Below are 16,703 nucleotides of genomic sequence, written 5' to 3'. Positions count from 1 at the left end.
CCCAACATTTTCTCATTATAAAAAGTATACCTCTTTTTCAAAAAATTTATTATATAATTTGTAAAGCTTTATTAGATTATAAATTTTTCGCTAATAATAGGCAAAAAAATACTGGTCACTTGGACCAGCAAATTTATGATTGGATTTCATATCTATCATCTAAATATGCATCGGATAATCTCGCCATTAGGATAATAGTTGTAATTACCATTATAACTGCAAAGACTAAAATATAGAAACTAAGCAATCCCCATACAAGAAATTCATCCTTTATTAAAAATACGGACGCTATTAGACCTAAAAATATTATAAGTGGTATGCCAACCCATTTTAAACCTAAGATTAGGGTCTTTTTAAAGAGTTTCTTGCCTTGGCTAAAAATCTTTCCTATAATTGTCATAACTCCATCTTCACTATCATAATGATCGGCTAGATAAAAGTTTGAGTAGGCAAAAAATATAGCAAGAACTAAAAATATTATGGCGCACACTATAGGAAGGATTATCGTACCAATAGCAAAAACAGACTTATTGCTTGGACTTGCTACAGCTGAAAATACACCGACTGCCCCACTTGCTGAAAAAGCGTATTGGGCAATAGCTTGCGCTATAGAAATTAAAAATCCTACTGTAAGGACCTTTCCATTTAAATAATTTACCTGGTTTAGGTAGTCTCCTACTGAACCCATCCTATTTCTAATAAGACCACTTGATAAAGAGAAAACAAATACAAAGGAAATTATTCCTGTAAGTAAATCTCCTAATATATCTACGATGAAATTATCTCCACCAATAGCAGATATTAGCTTAATCAAAAGGTAATTTGTAAGCCCACCTATAATCATTATCCAAAGTATAGACGAAAATCTATATTCTCTTTTCATAAAATTCTCCATTGTTAATTTTTTTCATTTATATTAATTTACCACAATTTATAAAATTTTACCATATTAATCTATAATTGGGTATTAATTTACTGAGGTGATATAATGATTAAAATAAATAAAGATAAATCCAGAGCTGAAGCGATTGAAGATGATAAAATAATCGGTCTTTGCGAATACAAAATTAATGACGGGGTAATTGACATCTACCACACAGAAGTCGATAGGGCCTATGGTGGCAGGGGAATCGCAAAGAAGCTCCTAGATGAAGTGGTAAATTTGGCTAGGAATGAGAACAAGAAAATTTTTCCAACCTGTTCGTACGTAGCAAAAAAATTTGACGAAGATAGAAAATATGAGGATGTTGACGCCAGATAAAATCTCGACCCAATTTTTGTGTCTTTTTCCTTGTTAAAATTCTCCCCTTTCTAGCTTTAAAGATTTTTAGGTGGTATTATAAGGGTAGTTAACAAGGGAGGTGAAGAATGGAAAATTCTAATAAAAATTGGCTCAGAAAACCAGGAATCTTATCTGTTTCCATCATTTTGGCTGTAAATGCAATCATAAGTGGTGGTCTTATTTTTATTAAGGATGAACTCGGCATTTCCCTTGCCCAAGCAGAATTTTTGGTAAGCCTTCCATCCATCACAACCATCATCGCCATTCTTTTAAGCGAACCGATTAGCCAAAGGATTGGCATTAAAAAATGTGTGAGCCTGGGGCTTTTTTTAGTTGGATCTTCTGCCTTTCTGCCCCTCCTTTCAAGGACCTACCTAAGTATTTTTATTTCTAGACTCATACTAGGCTTTGGGGTAGGACTTTACAATGGTCACGCAGCCAGCCTTATAAATATTTTTTACAAAGGTGATGAGGCGGCAAGTCTCCACGGAATTAGGAATTCTTGTGAGTACATAGGATTAATGTTGCTCTTATTTATAGCTGGACTCATCCTAAAAATATCCTGGCACTACGTTTTTCTAACCTATACCATAGCCTTTTTGATTTTGATATTTTTTAACCTCACAGTCGAAGATGTAGTCCATCCCAAAACCCTAGCTGAGGAAAAATTTAAAATCACGCTCCAAACCATCTTCTTTATGGTTTTTGCTGGGGTGACTTTGATGGATACCACAGCTGTCACTATCAGGTTTTCAACCATAGCTACACAAGGCCTGGGTCCTAACGCCAACATCAATATGCTAACCATGGTTATACCAATATTTGGCATGACAACAGGGTTTTTCTTTGGCAAGATAAATAGGAAATTAAGGTCAAAAACCATTTTACTTGGCCTTCTCATCTATATATTTAAAAATATTATCCTAAGCGTTTTTGGGCAAAATGTTTATGTTTATATGGTAGGCATGGCCCTTACTGCCGTCTCCCAAAGTTTGTGTTTTCCTTATATTTTCGCAGAAGTTGCGAGAGTTACCAGGTCATCCTCATCAAGGATTGTAAATAACCTAATCTTTGTAGGATCAAACCTAGGTGGATTTTTGGCATCAAGCTTCTTAAGTTTAGTGACCTTGTTTTTCAACCTAAAGGGCCCAACCACGGCCTTCATGGGCTTTTCAGTCCTCTATCTAGGATTTTTTGCAGTTTACTTCTACGAATATTTAAGTGTAAGGTCTTTTAGACTTAGGTAGAAAAAAGCTTATAAAAATTCCAGAGTCCTAGCTCTGGAATTTTTTACTATTTAAAACCCTAATCTTTCCAACGTATTTTTCTAGATTTCTCCTAATCAAACCTAAATTATAAATCCAAATCATATTTAATTCATTAGATCAAATATAAAAGATACTTCAAGACCAGGCTTTCTATTTCTTATTAAAAAAGAGCCCCCGTGCAATTCTGCTATTTGTTTGGCGATAAAAATACCAAGACCATGACTTGTTATATTGGTTAGATCTTCCTCATTGATTCTTTTTATAATACTTTCGTCAACTCCCCCACCCTCATCTAAGATGGTAATTATTAGCTTATCGTCAGCATCCATTATTGTAGTCCATATTTTCCCACCTGTATAAATAAGTGAGTTTTTTAAAATATTTTCTAGCATCCTATAAAATAAGTTAGGATCCATTTTTATTTCTTGATTTTGCTTTGCTAATTTATTTTCAAAAATAATTTCCCTGGTTGGATTTTCATTTAACTTATCAACTATAAGTTTTCGAATTAGCTTTACCGGACTTTTTTCCACAAAATTTTCCTTATCCAAATTGGCAAGCGACATAGTTAGGTTTAAGCCCTCTAAAATATTAGAAATTTTTAAGACTTGGTCTTGGATATTTCTAATGTCAAGGTCTTTTCTATCTGCTTTGCTAAGCTCCCAGGAAATCTTTGCAAGAGGAGTTCTAACATCGTGGCTTACTCCCCTTATCCACTTACTTTGCGATTGTTTTAAGATCTTATATTTTTCATTTGCCTCATTAATAGATAAGGCCAGATCTCTTAATTCTCCATTTTCATCTAGTTTTTCAAAGTCGTCTTCAAAAAGCTCATCAATCGCCTTTTGAAAAGGACTTATATTTTTAAGGATATCCCTTATATCCAACCTATAAAAAATATAAACAAAGAGTAAAAATAAAATTATAAATAAGACAACTAACCACAAATTAAAAATAAGGTTGTGGTAGTTATAATAATTAAAAGGCAACTTATCCAGAGAATTTTTTGGATAGGCAAAGACAAGCAGGCCATCACCTAGGATATAAGTAAATACAGGGTAGTCAGCCAAATAATACCTAGTGAAACTTGCAACATCTGTTAGATTAAATTTATCTTTTACTTCCCTTGGCTTGCCAAAAGATTCGGTGACTTTCCCACTCTTATCTAGCCTTAACGCCCATATATTTTTTTCTTTTAAAAATCCCCTATTTTTTTCGTTAAGATAAACGTCCGTCTTATTATCAGTTATATAAGTATAAACATCATTTGGGTTTGGATATTCAACACTTAACTTGTAGTTTAAATATAAAAAGGTCATGAGCAAAAAAATCAGAAAAAATAGCAAGAGCAGTATTCTAATTACAATTTTTTTAAATCTTTTTATTATATAGTTAAACATCCTAGTCTTCTTTCACAAGTTTATAGCCCAGACCCTTTATGGTTATCAAGATTTTAGGCTCTCTCGGATTGTCTTCGAGTTTTTCACGAATCCTATAGATGTGAGTTATCAATGTATTTTCATATCCATAGGAATCTTCCCAAATATTTTCCAAAATGCGGTCAATCGAGACGATCATATTCATGTTATCGGCTAGGTAGGCTAGGATTTTAAATTGGGTGGCAGTTAGGGGAATCTCTTCACCATTTTTGATAAGGATACCCTTGGCCTTATCGAAAATTACCTTGCCTAAGGATATTTTCCCATCATTTTTTATTTTTTTACTGCGTCTTAAAACTGCATCTATTCTCCAAAGGAGTTCATCAGGGAAAAATGGCTTGACTAGATAGTCATCAGCCTTATTTTCAAAGCCTTCCTTCCTATCATCTATCCCATCAAGGGCAGATAGGATTATGACTGCCATATCGGATTCCTTCCTTATTTCCTTTAGCAAATCAAAACCACTCCCATCTGGAAGCATTAGGTCAAGGACCACTAGGTCAATTTTGAAGTTTGCGAGTTTAAACCTAGATTCTTTGATGTTTTTTGCAGTATAAAGTTTTTCAAAACCCTTATCTTTTAAAAAATTATATAAATTTTCTAATAAACTTGCTTCATCATCTACTATTAATATAGAAAAATTGCTTCTAAAATCCATTTGCATCTCCTTATTATCCTAATTATACACCAGTCTTTATATTTTTTGGATTTTGTGATGTAAAAGTGACCTTGGCTAGATTTTATCGTTATCTTAGCTTGGTATCCTATTTTTAGGAGGAATAATTATGAAAAAAATCTTAGAAATAAATAATTTACAAAAATCATATAACAAGAAGAAAGTCCTAGATATTGACTCTTTGGCAATAGAGGAAGGAGCTATTTATGGCCTGATAGGCAAAAATGGAGCTGGAAAGTCAACTCTTATGAAGCTTATATTAGGTCTTGTGGGAAAAGACGGAGGGGAAATTAGGGTTTTTGGTGAGGAAGTAAGTCCTAAAAACCAAAAAGACCTTAACAAAAATCTCGGAGCCCTAATAGAAAATCCTTCCTTTTATGACCACCTAAGTGGCTATGAAAACCTAGAAATAATTTGTAGCCTTAAGGGAATAAACAAGGCAGAAATCTCAAAAACTCTTGACCTTGTTGGTCTTTATAATGTAGGCAAGAAAAAGGCTAGGGATTATTCGCTGGGCATGAAGCAAAGACTCGGTATTGCCATCGCTCTTATTGGAAATCCAAAACTTTTGATTTTGGATGAGCCTATAAATGGTCTTGATCCTCAGGGAATCGAAGAGATGAGAAATTTATTTAAAAACATAGTGAAAAACACTTCTACTAGCATTTTAATTTCTTCCCACATCCTTGATGAAATAGAAAAAATTTCCACCCACATCGGTATCCTCAAGGAAGGGAAATTAACTTACAACGGAAGTTTGGAAGAATATAGAAGACTCCATCCGCCATTTATTTCCCTACAAACATCTGACAACCAAAAGGCCCTTGCCCTTTTAGATATGGGGCAAACAAGGATAGATGGTAAAAAGATTATTTTGGGCAAAGTTTCAAACAAGGAAATATCAGAAATTGTGAATTTCCTACATGGTAAGGTTGATATATACAGGATTGAAGAAGAAAAAGAAAGCCTAGAAAAACTCTTCATCGAAGAAAGCAGGTCTTAGCATGGCAAATTTAGAAAGAAAAAAATATAAGAGACTGGGGATAAATTTTTTAACACTAATAGTATTTTTTGCTCAAATGCTAATGGTGGCAGGGGTCAGCCATTCAAAATCATTTGCAGAGGGAAATTATCCCCTAGCCTACATCCTAGACACATATCTATTTATTTCCTTATTGATAAATCCGATTTTAATCTCATCTTTGGTGAAAAAAGTGATTGAAATCGAGGAAAAAAACAAGATGTGGCAGTTGCAAGTAAGTCTTGGGGAAAAAGTAAACTCTATACTCATAAATAAATTTAAAAACCTATCCCTAAAGCTAGTTTTATTGCAAATAATAGAAGCTATTGTCTTTCTCCTACTAGCAAAAAAGTCATCTCATTTTAATATGGACACTGACATGATATTAAGATATGCCTTGGTAAATATATCTGCCATAATAATAAATTTATTTTTTATGGCCCTATTTATGATAATAGAAATGAAATCAAAAAGAGTCTACACCCTATCATTTATAGCGATAATTGGAGGGCTAACTGGAGTAATCACTATGCTAACATCAGAGACTCTCGCTTTTGTAAATCCCTTTGCTTGGATGGCAAGTTTATTAAATATTTCTTATGTAAGCGAAGGTGGGAAATTTATCCAGGTTCTAAATCCAATAAATTTTTATACACCAATAATTGCCCTTATCCTTTTAATAGCCTGCCTTGGATACTTGAAGGCAATGAAAACTTATAATCTATACAAGGACTAGGAGGACTTATGTTAAAGTTAGAATTAAAAAAAATAAAATTTACAAATATCTTGTTGGTAAGTCTGATAATACCCCTACTAGCTAACGCATTTGGCCTTATAAACTTTATGGGAAATAGGGAGACCTTGACCCAAGAATGGCAATCTTTGTGGACCCAGGTTAGCTTGTTTTACTTTTCATTTTTCTACATCCCATTAATTGCAATAATAATAGCAAGTCTTTGGGCTACAGAACACAAGGCAGGCCTAAAATTTATTAGGCTAAGCCCAAAGAAAAATATGGACTTTGTAGGAGCAAAATTGGCTTTAGCCTTTATAATAATTTGCCTTTGCCAAATATATTTTCTTGGACTTTTCTACCTGGGAGGAAAATATATAGGAGGATTTTCGACCACTGATTTTTCTATATATTTTTATTATATAGGTCTTAGCATCTTGCTTGCTCTTCCGATAATAGGGATATTCGGCGCCCTTGCCATAAGGATAAGGTCCTTTGGGATCATAGTTCTCTTATCTACAATCTTTACCATATTTGGTTTTGCAACAGCCTACAGGGCCCTAAAAATAATCGGCCTAAGCTATTTGGCAATTGAAGCTAACAACTTTAGGTTTATAAGTCCACATGATTTAATCTTGCTGGCTATTTTTGCCCTAGCTGAATTAATAATATCCCTATACCTATCCAACAAATTTTTAAAATACGAAAATAAATAATGCTAGATAAGTTTTGTAGCAAGTATTGAGCCTAACTTAAGGCTTAAGCGGTCTGCAAGATTTCCATACAAAAACTGCCCCTCAAGTTATTTTTTAAATAACTTTGGGAGCAGTTTTTTACTTCTTAGCATGACTACCTAATAAAAATATTAAGATCCAATTCGTAGGATAAAATTTTTAACAATTCCTTACCCCTAACTGAGTTGCCAGTTTTATCGAGTCTTGGGGAATATACTGCTATGCCACAAAGTCCTGGGACTATACCTAAAATCGCCCCACTGACTCCTGATTTTGATGGGATGCCTACGTTCATTAGGTATTTGCCAGAATTTTCATACATACCACAAGATGACATTTGGCTTACAATTATGGATACAATTGATTCTGGAATTAGGTCTTTGGTTTCATATAGGCCGTAGCCTTTATTGGCTAGGATGGCTCCAAAATGTGATAGGTCTACTACATTTGTACCTATGGAGCATGACCTTATATAAAGGTCTAAAACCTCGCTTGGGTCTTCATCAAAAATTCCCTTAGATTTTAGGTAATAGGCTATGGCCTTGTTCCTATCAGATGTTTCCATCTCTGACTTATAGATATCTTCCATAAGCCTTGCCTTGTCTGTGCCTGATATCATCTTATAAAAATCTAAAATTCTTTGGAATTTATCATCCACATCCCTTCCCCTAATCATAGATGATGTTGTAATCGCACCTGCATTTATAAAGGGGTTGGCTGGTTTATCCGTAATTGGAACAAGGGAATTAAATTCAAATTTGGTTGGCTCGCTTCCGACCTTAGAATAAACTTCTTCTATGGTGTTGTCATGGAGGGCAAGCAAAAGATCTAGGATTTTTGATATGGATTGAACGGAAAATTCCTTGTCGATGTCTCCATAGCTATATGTGTCCCCACTTGTAGATGTGATAGAAAGGGCAAAAGTGTCAGGCTCTACATTCAAAAGTTCCGGTATATACGAAGCCACTTCCCCCTGACCAATAAACTTCTCACTCTTCCTAATGGACTGCCTTATTCTCCTATCAATTTCATTTCTATCAAAAAACATAAAGTCATACTCCTAAATTTTATTATCTACTAACCTTAATGTACTTTAATAGGATAAGTGATACAATATAAGTAGGAATTAAAATTAGGAGAAAACCATGAGAGTTATAGATATATTAGAAAATGAAAGATGGATTAGAAAATATGATTTTTACCAAGATTTCATGAAGTCTACCTATTATGAGAGTCTAATCGATTCTTACAAAAGATTAAACCAAAAAATTCTTTTTAAATCCCATGTCCACGGCCCAGCCCATATTGAAAGGGTGATTTTTTTCGTCCACCTCTTGGCTTTTTACAACAAACTCGATTTTTATGACCTAGATGTTTTAAGAAATGCCGCAAGCCTCCACGATACTAGAAGGCGAGATGATTCCTATGATCCTGGCCATGGTCCGAGAGCAGCTGTTGAATCTATTGGCTATTCATACGCTAGAGATGAAGATAAAAAAATAATCCAAGCCGTAATTGCCGCCCATTCTCCAGAAGATGAGGCCATGGATAAGATTATAAAAAATTTCATAGGTCCAGAAGATGATTTTGCCAGGACTAAATTTTTGGCAGAACTTTTTAAGGATGCAGATGCCCTTGATAGGGTGAGAATTAACCACCTGGACCCAAGGTATTTGAGAAATTCTTTCTCTAAAGACTTAGTTGAGTTTTCCTACGACCTCTACGAGCACTTTTAGCTATTGACTTATTTGTAGAAAAAATATAAAATTAAAGTGTATAAGGAGAATTATATGCTGAAAAGACCAAAGGCATATCTCGCTGGCCTTGTTTTGGGCCTAGGACTCTTCTTTCCAAAAACTTCTTTAGCAGATTCTGTTATGATAAATAAGGAAGTAGCTGATTCTGCTAGCTTCTATACAGAAGAAAATGGAAGACTCAATCCTAGTGCAAACATTGATACTACCGACCTATACAATATGGTTAGCGAGGATGATAATTTTTATAAAATCGAATATAAGGGAAAGATTGGCTATGTCGATAAAAATAATTTTTACAAGCTAAACCACACCAGCCTTGTAAATGATTGTGACATCAAAAAAGATCCGACTGACGAAGCCACCAACCTTACTTCCTATAAGCTAAAAAAAGGAACTAAGGTTACAATCCTTGAATTTATAAATGTAGATGACTTTGTGAAAGTTTCCTATGAGCAAGATCGTTTTGAGAATAAATTTATAAACCTAGCTGATAGGGTCAAAAAGGCTCGCCAAGGTTTTGTCGAAACCCTAACTTTAGATCCTGTTCCTGTTGAAACCATTGGCAGGGATGGCAAAAGTCCAACTACAATCACAGTTGACGACGAAGTTGCAAATGCAAAAGAGAAGATTGGCTACATACATTTTAAGGACCTAGCCCTTGCCCACAGGGACCAAGATGTCATTGATAAGCTCTATAATTATTACCATTTGCTAAATGCATCTATGACCTATAGGCAGACACCTAGTTTTGAAAATGGTCCGGTTTATAACCTATATCCTGGCGAAACTTACGAAGCTACTAGCAAGTTGCCACAAATTACAGTCCACATGACAGGCTCACAAACTGGAATTGACCTTTATTCCTATGCTGTGAAATTTTTAGGCAACCCATATGTATTTGGTGGCGAAGACCTCTATAATGGAATCGACTGTTCAGGTTTCACCATGAGAGTCTACCAAACAATCGGAATTGGCCTTCCACACTTTGCCCAAAGCCAGCAAAGATATGGTATAGAAGTACCATTTGGCCAAGAAAAAGCAGGAGACTTGGTATTCTTTGGTAGTAGCCTAGATAATATTACCCACGTTGGTATAGCTGATGGCTACGGCAATATGGTCCACGCCTCATCTCCAAGAGTCGGCATCATAATAAGCCCAATCAGAAATCCAATCTCAATTAAAAGAATAGTAAATTAAAAAAATTGCTGAACTCGACCTACCGAGCCAGCAATTTTTTTAGTTATTTGAAGAATCACTATCCTTACTGAATACTTTGATTATTGAATTTACTACATCTTTTAAGAAATTAATAACCTTATCCAAAAGGCCGGAGTCCTTAGCGTCTTTGGCTATTTTTTCAAAATTTTCCTTATTATCCTTGGCAAATTTATCTATGGATTCCTTATTTTCTTCATAAAATTTACCAGCCTTACCACCTATGTCTTTGGCTAGTTTAAATAGGTTGTCCCTTACTTCAGGGTTGGTGATGCCTGATAGGTCTTGGTAGGACTTAAAATAAGTTATCAAGCTCTTTAAATTTTCATTTGAGAGGACATCTTTCATATCAGCATTTTCTAACGCATTTAAAACAAAAACTAAAATCTCATCATCTGGTGCAGTTTGACCATTTTTTTCCTTATAATCAGCGAGTTTTTCCTTTACTTCAATGACTGCCCTATCTAACTTTTTGCTGTCAAAATTCGGGTTGGATTCATTTTCTTTTGACACTTCGATTACAGTTTTCAATTCCTTTTGCGCTGTTTTTGTCCTTTGTGGGTCAAGCTTTGTGCCGTGAAGCTCTTCTGACTTATAAACTCCGACTAGGGCAGATTCTCCTGTAACAGGTTTTGGACTTGCTACAAAAATCTCTGCATCAGTTAGACCTGCAGTTATGGCTGCATTTGTGTATTGGGCTTCGGTGATTTGGTTGATATTGCCAGGTGTCTTTATCATAACTCTGATTCCAGATCCCTTTTCGAGCCTTTTTACAACTATAGATGAAATCATATTTGAATCACTTGTTCCATAGCCTAAATATTTTTCAAGGTCAGCTCCATTTACAGTTCCAACATTAAAATCTTCTGAATTAATCTCCACTGCATTGTCTACAATTTTTCTTTGTTGGTCATTTAAGGCCACACCATAGATGACATCATCTTTATCTTTGTCAAAACCTACTGCATAGGCGACATTTGATAAAATTATTGAAAAGCTTAATACTAAGCCAAAAATTTTCTTTTTCATTTTTTAAGTCCTTCTATTTTTTCTAAAATTGGGTTTAGGAGGTCATTTTTAATATCACACGCCTTTCCCTCATCGATTTTTGCTGCCACACTTGGGTCGATTGGAAGTTTTACTATGGTGTCTACTCCGTATTTTTCTGCAACACCTTCTATATTAGATTCGCCAAAAATTGCATGCTTGCTACCACAATCTGGGCATTCATAATAGGACATATTTTCAACTATGCCTATGATATTTTTGCCCATCATCTTTGCCATTTTTAGAGATTTTTCTACAACCATTTCCACAAGACCTTGAGGTGTGGCCACAGCTACGACCCCGTCAATTGGTAGGGATTGGAAAACTGTTAGTGGCACATCTGCAGTTCCTGGTGGCATATCAACTACAAGATAGTCAATCTTTCCCCAGTCTACATCAGTGTAAAATTGTTTGATTACACCAGTGACTATAGATGCCCTCCATACAACTGGGTCAGTCTTATTTGGGATAATCATATTAGTAGAAATAAGTTTTATTCCATTTTTAGCTACAGCTGGGTTTATTATGCCATTTGCTGTTGCCATCACAGGCTCATCTATACCAAAGGCTTCTGCTATTGATGGGCCAGTTATGTCTGCATCGAATACTCCTACTTCGTAGCCCTTGTTTTTTAGGCCAACAGCAAGCTGGCTTGCAATAGATGATTTTCCTACTCCTCCCTTGCCACTCATAACTGCGATTATCTTACCGATTTGAGTGCCTGGTTGGGTTTCTATTTTAAATTTATCGAAATTTGGTGTTTTGTTAGTCATAAATTCTCCTTCTTATCAACTTCATGTCTTAATTATATTGGTTGTGAGTTAAATTTCCATTAAAATATTTGTAAGCTTGGATCTTCTTGATATTTAATTATTAATATTTTTCCAAATTTTTAAATATTTTCCCAAACAACTTGACAAAAAATTACTTATGGTGTAACATAATCGAAAGACGAAGAAGAGACGAGTAACTAAAGAAATAGATTTAAGAGAGTCCCTGTTGGTGCGATGGGATATCGAAAGCTTTGGCGAATAAAGACTCAGAGTCTTCTCGGGGATATTTGATCCGGGAACGAGTTTTGCACGTTATAGCAAAGGAGTATGATTGTACTTTCAGAGGTGTATTTTGTGAAAAATACATGAATTAAGGTGGTAACGCGATTTTCGCCCTTATTATCCAGCAATGGATAGTAAGGGCTTTTTTAATTCTACAATCAAATATATTTTAAGAAAGGAATATTATGAAAAGACTTGTTAATTTATTGCTTGCAATTATTCTCTTATTTCCAATAGGTAATACATACGCAAGTGAAGACGTACTTAGGGTTGGTATGGAGGTAAACTACGCTCCTTACAACTTCTCAGAGACAGATGATTCAAACGGAGGCGTGCCTGTAGCTAATTCACCAGGAGAGTTTGCCAACGGCTACGATGTAAGATTTGCAAAAAACATCGCTGATAAGCTCGGCAAAAAGCTAGAAATTTATAAAATTGAATGGGACGGACTTATACCTGCCCTAACCAGTGGCAAGATTGATGCCATCCTTGCAGGTATGAGCCCAACAGATGAAAGACGTGAGCAAATCGACTTTTCCCTTCCTTATTACAGGGCAAAAATGGTCGTAGTTGTACCAAAAAATTCTAAATATATAAATGCTAAGTCAATAAACGACTTTAAGGGAGCAAAGATTACAGGCCAGCTTGGTACCTTCCACGCAGATGTGGTTGACCAGATGGAGGGCGTGGATAAACAAGAACCTATGGATTCCTTCCCAACTATGATTGCTGCGACAAACGCTGGCACCCTTGATGGTTATGTTTCTGAAGAAGCTGGTGCAGAATCAGCAATTTCTTCAAATCCAAACCTCACCTATATAAAGTTTGACGATGCCCATAACTTTAAAACTTCTGATTCTGATACAACAATTGCAGTTGGTCTTGCCAAAGGTTCACCATTGACAGAAGAAATTAATAATTACCTAAAAGAGCTTGACATTGACAAGGTCCAAGATGAAATCATGACCGAGATGGTAGCAATAACTACCAAGGATGAAGCACCAAAATCTTTCATCACAGAAGTAAAAGATATTTGGAGCAAATACTCCCCCCTCTTCCTAAAGGGTGTTGTTAATACCTTATTTATAGCCATTTTATCAACCATTTTAGGTTTTATAATCGGTCTACTTGTAGCTATTATTAGAAGAATAGATGTAAATAAGAAGACAAATCCAATCGGATTTTACTTCCACAAACTTGTAAATATCTTGCTTTCAGTTTATGTAGAAGTATTTAGGGGCACCCCAATGATGGTTCAATCCGTAATCATCTTCTACGGCTTAAAGCAATATTTCGACATCGACCTATCAACCATGTTTGCAGCGATTTTAATCGTTTCAATAAACACTGGTGCTTACCTTTCAGAGGTTGTCCGTGGTGGTATAAATGCGGTTGATAGTGGACAATTTGAAGCTTGTAAGGCAATTGGCCTTACCAACTGGCAGACTATGACTGGTATCATACTTCCACAAACTATTAAAACCATCCTTCCATCTCTTGGAAATGAGTTTGTTATTAATATCAAGGATACATCAGTTCTTAACGTAATCTCTGTTACAGAATTATTCTTCATGTCTAAGTCTATTGCAGGATCAACCTACCAATATTTCCCAACCTACCTAATCACAGCAGTAATTTACCTAGTTCTAACCTTTACTATTACTAGACTATTACTACTACTAGAAAGAAGATTTAATGATAGGGACTTTATCTTAGAATCATCAACAGGAGCGATAAATGTTAATACTCAAAGTAAATAATTTAGAAAAAAAATTCGGGGACAACCTAGTCCTAAAAGATATAAATATGGAAGTTGAAAAGGGCGAAGTAGTTACAATCATTGGCTCATCAGGTTCTGGTAAGTCTACCCTCCTTCGTTGCCTAAACCTTCTTGAAGAACCTACAAGTGGAGAAATTATCTATGAAGGCGAAAACATCCTAGACCATTCCTTCGATAGGAGAAAATATAGGTCCAAGGTTGGCATGGTTTTCCAAAACTTTAACCTCTTTGCCAACAAAAACATCCTAGAAAATTGTATGGTTGGCCAAGAAAAAGTCCTTGGTAGGTCCAAGGAAGAAGCCAAGGCTACTGCCATGAAATACTTGGAATCTGTAGGCATGGCCCAATATATAAATGCTAAACCAAGCCAAATCTCAGGTGGTCAACAGCAAAGAGTTGCCATAGCTCGCGCCCTTTGCATGGACCCAGATGTCCTTTTATTCGACGAGCCAACAAGTGCTCTTGACCCAGAAACAGTCGGCGAAGTTCTTGACGTTATGACCTCTCTTGCCAAATCAGGCATGACCATGGTAGTTGTAACCCACGAGATGGATTTTGCAAGAGATGTATCTGATAGGGTACTTTTCATGGATAAGGGTATAATCTTAGAAAGCAGTTCTGCTAAAGATATGTTTGAAAACCCTAAACATGAAAGGACACAAGAATTCTTAAAGAGATTCTTAAACAACTAATGACTAATATTACAAATTTTAAAATAGGAAATTTTCTAAATCCAACCTATAAAAAAAATTTAATAAAAAAAATAAAAGTAGATAAGCTAGGAATTTTCCTTGCTTATCTACTTTTTGTTGAGATTTTTAGCTTTTTTATTAAGCTTGGAGGCTACTATGAATAACACCCTCATTCTCATGGTCCTAAACCTCATAGGCAAACTCTTTTCTTTTTTCAGAGAAATGGTCTTTTCCTACTTTTATGGGACAGGTGCCATCACAGATGCCTTTAATACATCGACTACCGCAGCGACTTTGATTTTCTCTGTAATAACCTACGCCCTATCAAAGACTTATATCCCTACTTTTTCAAAAATAAGCAAGGAAAGGGGCGAAGCAGAGGGAGATGCCTTTACCAATAAGCTATTAAACTTCTCCCTATTTTTGTGCACTGTAATTATGATCTTAGGTCTTCTCTTTGCACCTTTTATAGTAAAGATGTTTGCCATTGGCTATGACGGAGAAAAGCTTAAAATCGCTTCACTTTTCATGAGAGCAGTGATTTTAACAATGTATCCAAATATTTACGCAGCTATCTTTTCATCATATTTACAAATCAAGGGCGATTTCATAACTCCAGCCCTTCCCCTACTTATCTTAAATATAATTTTGGGAATCACCGTTGCGTTTTCAAAGGGAAATATTTACATCATGGCAGGAGGAATTTTCCTAGCCTACTTCATCCAATTTGCAGTTTTCCCAAAAAGAATCAAGGAAACTGGTTTTAAGAGAAAAAGAGCCAAGGCAAAAATCGATGAAGACATCAGGACTTTGATCAAATTATCAATCCCTACCATCTTTTCCATGGCTGCAGTTTATATTTCAACAATAGTTGACCAGTCCTTTGCTTCTATTGTTGCCAATGACGGGGGTGTGTCAGTTATAAACTATTCTTTAAAAATTTTAAGAATAGTCTCATCAACCTTTATCGTACCCTTCCAAATCACAGCCTATCCCCTTATAGGAAAACTCGCTGCTGAAGGCAAGTTTGATGAAGTGAAAAATATCACCTCAAAGACCTTGGTTAAGATTATGATATTGTTTATCCCATCTCTTGTAGGACTCATGGTTTTATCAAGGCCAATAATTTCCTTCGTCTATATGCGTGGAGCCTTTGGTTACGATGACATGGTGAGGACTGCTGATGTGCTTTTTTATTACACCATCTACCTCATAGGACCAGCTGTTGCGGATCTCTTGTACCTATCGTTTTTCTCGGTACAAAATACTAAAATCCCAACTATCATCTCCTTTATACAACTTTGTGTAAACGTCTTTTTGGACTATGCCCTAAGCGGAAAATACGGCCTAGTAGGTCTTGCCCTTGCCACAACTCTAAGTCAATTTGTTCTTGTAGGACTCGCCATAATCATGTATAGGAAATATTTTGGCAAATTAAACCACGCCTACATCATTAAAAATATTGGAAAAATTGCTATAGGGGGACTTGCCCTCGGATTTGTGACAAATTATACCTATAAGCTAAGGCCATCAAACTCCTGGCTTCTAGTTACAATCCTTTGTGGAGCCATAGTTTACCTAGCGATAATTTTTTCCCTAAAAGTAGACGGTGCGGATGAATTGAAAGAAAAGTTTTTAAAGAAAATAAAAAGATAGAAATAATTATTAGAATAATGACAAACGCCTAGTACTTGATTAAATACTAGGCGTTTTGGTTTTAAATTTATTTTTAAATTTGGTTTTGAATTTGGTTTCTATAAAATATCCCGATGCAGACACAAAATCCCCCGACAAAGGCGACTATGGAGACCTCTCGTCGCTTCGCTCACTCGAGGTGGGTGTCACCTGCCATGTCGAGCATCGCGAGACATCTCCATAGTTCTCTACATGAAGGGTTCCGTCTATACATCGTTAACACCTTAATCAAAATTATTTCTAAAACAATATCCCGATGCAAATACAAAATCCCCCGACAAAGGCGACTATGGAGACCTCTCGTCGCTT

At 35.6% G+C, this 16,703-nt stretch carries 16 protein-coding genes and 1 other annotated feature; of the genes, 10 read left to right on the top strand and 6 right to left on the bottom strand.

All coding sequences use genetic code 11. The annotated features are described in order from the left end of the window. Positions 1-133: 133 nt before the first annotated feature. Entirely contained in the window at positions 134-883 is a 750-nt protein-coding gene (locus tag HMPREF1630_RS05420) for a hypothetical protein (RefSeq protein ID WP_037327819.1), read from the bottom strand. Positions 884-988: 105 nt separating this feature from the next. On the opposite strand from HMPREF1630_RS05420, the gene HMPREF1630_RS05415 reads away from it, so the two are divergent. Continuing rightward, entirely contained in the window at positions 989-1,261 is a 273-nt protein-coding gene (locus HMPREF1630_RS05415; protein WP_004826702.1) for a GNAT family N-acetyltransferase, read from the top strand. Between the two features lie 107 nt (positions 1,262-1,368). Next, positions 1,369-2,529 carry an MFS transporter gene (locus HMPREF1630_RS05410; RefSeq protein ID WP_004826703.1) on the top strand — a complete coding sequence of 387 codons (1,161 nt, stop codon included), beginning with the start codon at positions 1,369-1,371 and terminating at the stop codon, positions 2,527-2,529. A 125-nt stretch (positions 2,530-2,654) separates the two neighbouring features. On the opposite strand, the gene HMPREF1630_RS05405 is transcribed toward HMPREF1630_RS05410, so the two are convergent. Then, positions 2,655-3,950, bottom strand: a complete 1,296-nt coding sequence (locus tag HMPREF1630_RS05405; protein ID WP_037327818.1) for a sensor histidine kinase — start codon at positions 3,948-3,950, stop codon at positions 2,655-2,657. A 1-nt stretch (position 3,951) separates the two neighbouring features. Further along, positions 3,952-4,647 carry a response regulator transcription factor gene (locus HMPREF1630_RS05400; protein ID WP_037327817.1) on the bottom strand — a complete coding sequence of 232 codons (696 nt, stop codon included), beginning with the start codon at positions 4,645-4,647 and terminating at the stop codon, positions 3,952-3,954. A 127-nt stretch (positions 4,648-4,774) separates the two neighbouring features. Between HMPREF1630_RS05400 and HMPREF1630_RS05395 the strand changes: the two genes are divergently transcribed. The 3 genes from HMPREF1630_RS05395 to HMPREF1630_RS05385 are packed head-to-tail and all read left to right on the top strand — an operon-like array spanning position 4,775 to position 7,135. Further along, positions 4,775-5,668, top strand: a complete 894-nt coding sequence (locus HMPREF1630_RS05395) for an ABC transporter ATP-binding protein (RefSeq protein WP_037327816.1) — start codon at positions 4,775-4,777, stop codon at positions 5,666-5,668. A 1-nt stretch (position 5,669) separates the two neighbouring features. Further along, entirely contained in the window at positions 5,670-6,422 is a 753-nt protein-coding gene (locus HMPREF1630_RS05390; RefSeq protein WP_004826710.1) for an ABC-2 family transporter permease, read from the top strand. Between the two features lie 8 nt (positions 6,423-6,430). Continuing rightward, on the top strand, positions 6,431-7,135 hold the full coding sequence (locus HMPREF1630_RS05385; RefSeq protein WP_004826712.1) for an ABC transporter permease: 705 nt from the start codon (positions 6,431-6,433) through the stop codon (positions 7,133-7,135). A gap of 133 nt (positions 7,136-7,268) precedes the next feature. On the opposite strand, the gene glsA is transcribed toward HMPREF1630_RS05385, so the two are convergent. Then, complete coding sequence (gene glsA, locus HMPREF1630_RS05380) at positions 7,269-8,201, bottom strand: glutaminase A (protein ID WP_004826713.1); 933 nt, start codon at positions 8,199-8,201, stop codon at positions 7,269-7,271. 97 nt (positions 8,202-8,298) lie between these two features. Here glsA and HMPREF1630_RS05375 point away from each other — a divergent pair, with 97 nt between their 5' ends. Both HMPREF1630_RS05375 and HMPREF1630_RS09235 read left to right on the top strand, forming a co-directional pair. Continuing rightward, the gene (locus HMPREF1630_RS05375; protein ID WP_037327808.1) at positions 8,299-8,889 is read left to right on the top strand and encodes an HD domain-containing protein; all 591 of its coding nucleotides are present in this window, start codon (positions 8,299-8,301) and stop codon (positions 8,887-8,889) included. Positions 8,890-8,943: 54 nt separating this feature from the next. Beyond that, positions 8,944-10,107 carry a C40 family peptidase gene (locus tag HMPREF1630_RS09235; RefSeq protein WP_052039382.1) on the top strand — a complete coding sequence of 388 codons (1,164 nt, stop codon included), beginning with the start codon at positions 8,944-8,946 and terminating at the stop codon, positions 10,105-10,107. Between the two features lie 39 nt (positions 10,108-10,146). Here the strand turns inward: HMPREF1630_RS09235 and HMPREF1630_RS05365 are convergent, their stop codons facing one another. Next, positions 10,147-11,154, bottom strand: coding sequence for a DUF1002 domain-containing protein (locus HMPREF1630_RS05365; RefSeq protein ID WP_052039381.1), 1,008 nt, complete (start codon positions 11,152-11,154; stop codon positions 10,147-10,149). Further along, entirely contained in the window at positions 11,151-11,945 is a 795-nt protein-coding gene (locus HMPREF1630_RS05360; protein WP_037327806.1) for an Mrp/NBP35 family ATP-binding protein, read from the bottom strand. The genes HMPREF1630_RS05365 and HMPREF1630_RS05360 overlap by 4 nt, the downstream gene beginning before the upstream one ends. A gap of 172 nt (positions 11,946-12,117) precedes the next feature. Next, positions 12,118-12,346, top strand: a binding site (T-box leader). 66 nt (positions 12,347-12,412) lie between these two features. On the opposite strand from HMPREF1630_RS05360, the gene HMPREF1630_RS05355 reads away from it, so the two are divergent. From HMPREF1630_RS05355 to murJ, 3 genes are all read left to right on the top strand, one after another. Then, entirely contained in the window at positions 12,413-13,987 is a 1,575-nt protein-coding gene (locus HMPREF1630_RS05355; protein ID WP_037327805.1) for an ABC transporter substrate-binding protein/permease, read from the top strand. Then, positions 13,965-14,699, top strand: coding sequence for an amino acid ABC transporter ATP-binding protein (locus HMPREF1630_RS05350; RefSeq protein WP_037327803.1), 735 nt, complete (start codon positions 13,965-13,967; stop codon positions 14,697-14,699). The genes HMPREF1630_RS05355 and HMPREF1630_RS05350 overlap by 23 nt, the downstream gene beginning before the upstream one ends. A gap of 156 nt (positions 14,700-14,855) precedes the next feature. Further along, positions 14,856-16,355, top strand: a complete 1,500-nt coding sequence (gene murJ / locus HMPREF1630_RS05345; protein WP_037327802.1) for a murein biosynthesis integral membrane protein MurJ — start codon at positions 14,856-14,858, stop codon at positions 16,353-16,355. Positions 16,356-16,703: the final 348 nt, after the last annotated feature.

The organism is Anaerococcus lactolyticus S7-1-13, from assembly GCF_000758765.1.
GTDB lineage: Bacteria > Bacillota > Clostridia > Tissierellales > Peptoniphilaceae > Anaerococcus > Anaerococcus lactolyticus.
Note: the sequence above shows the minus strand (reverse complement) of the source record. Positions and strands in the feature narration are given on the sequence as shown.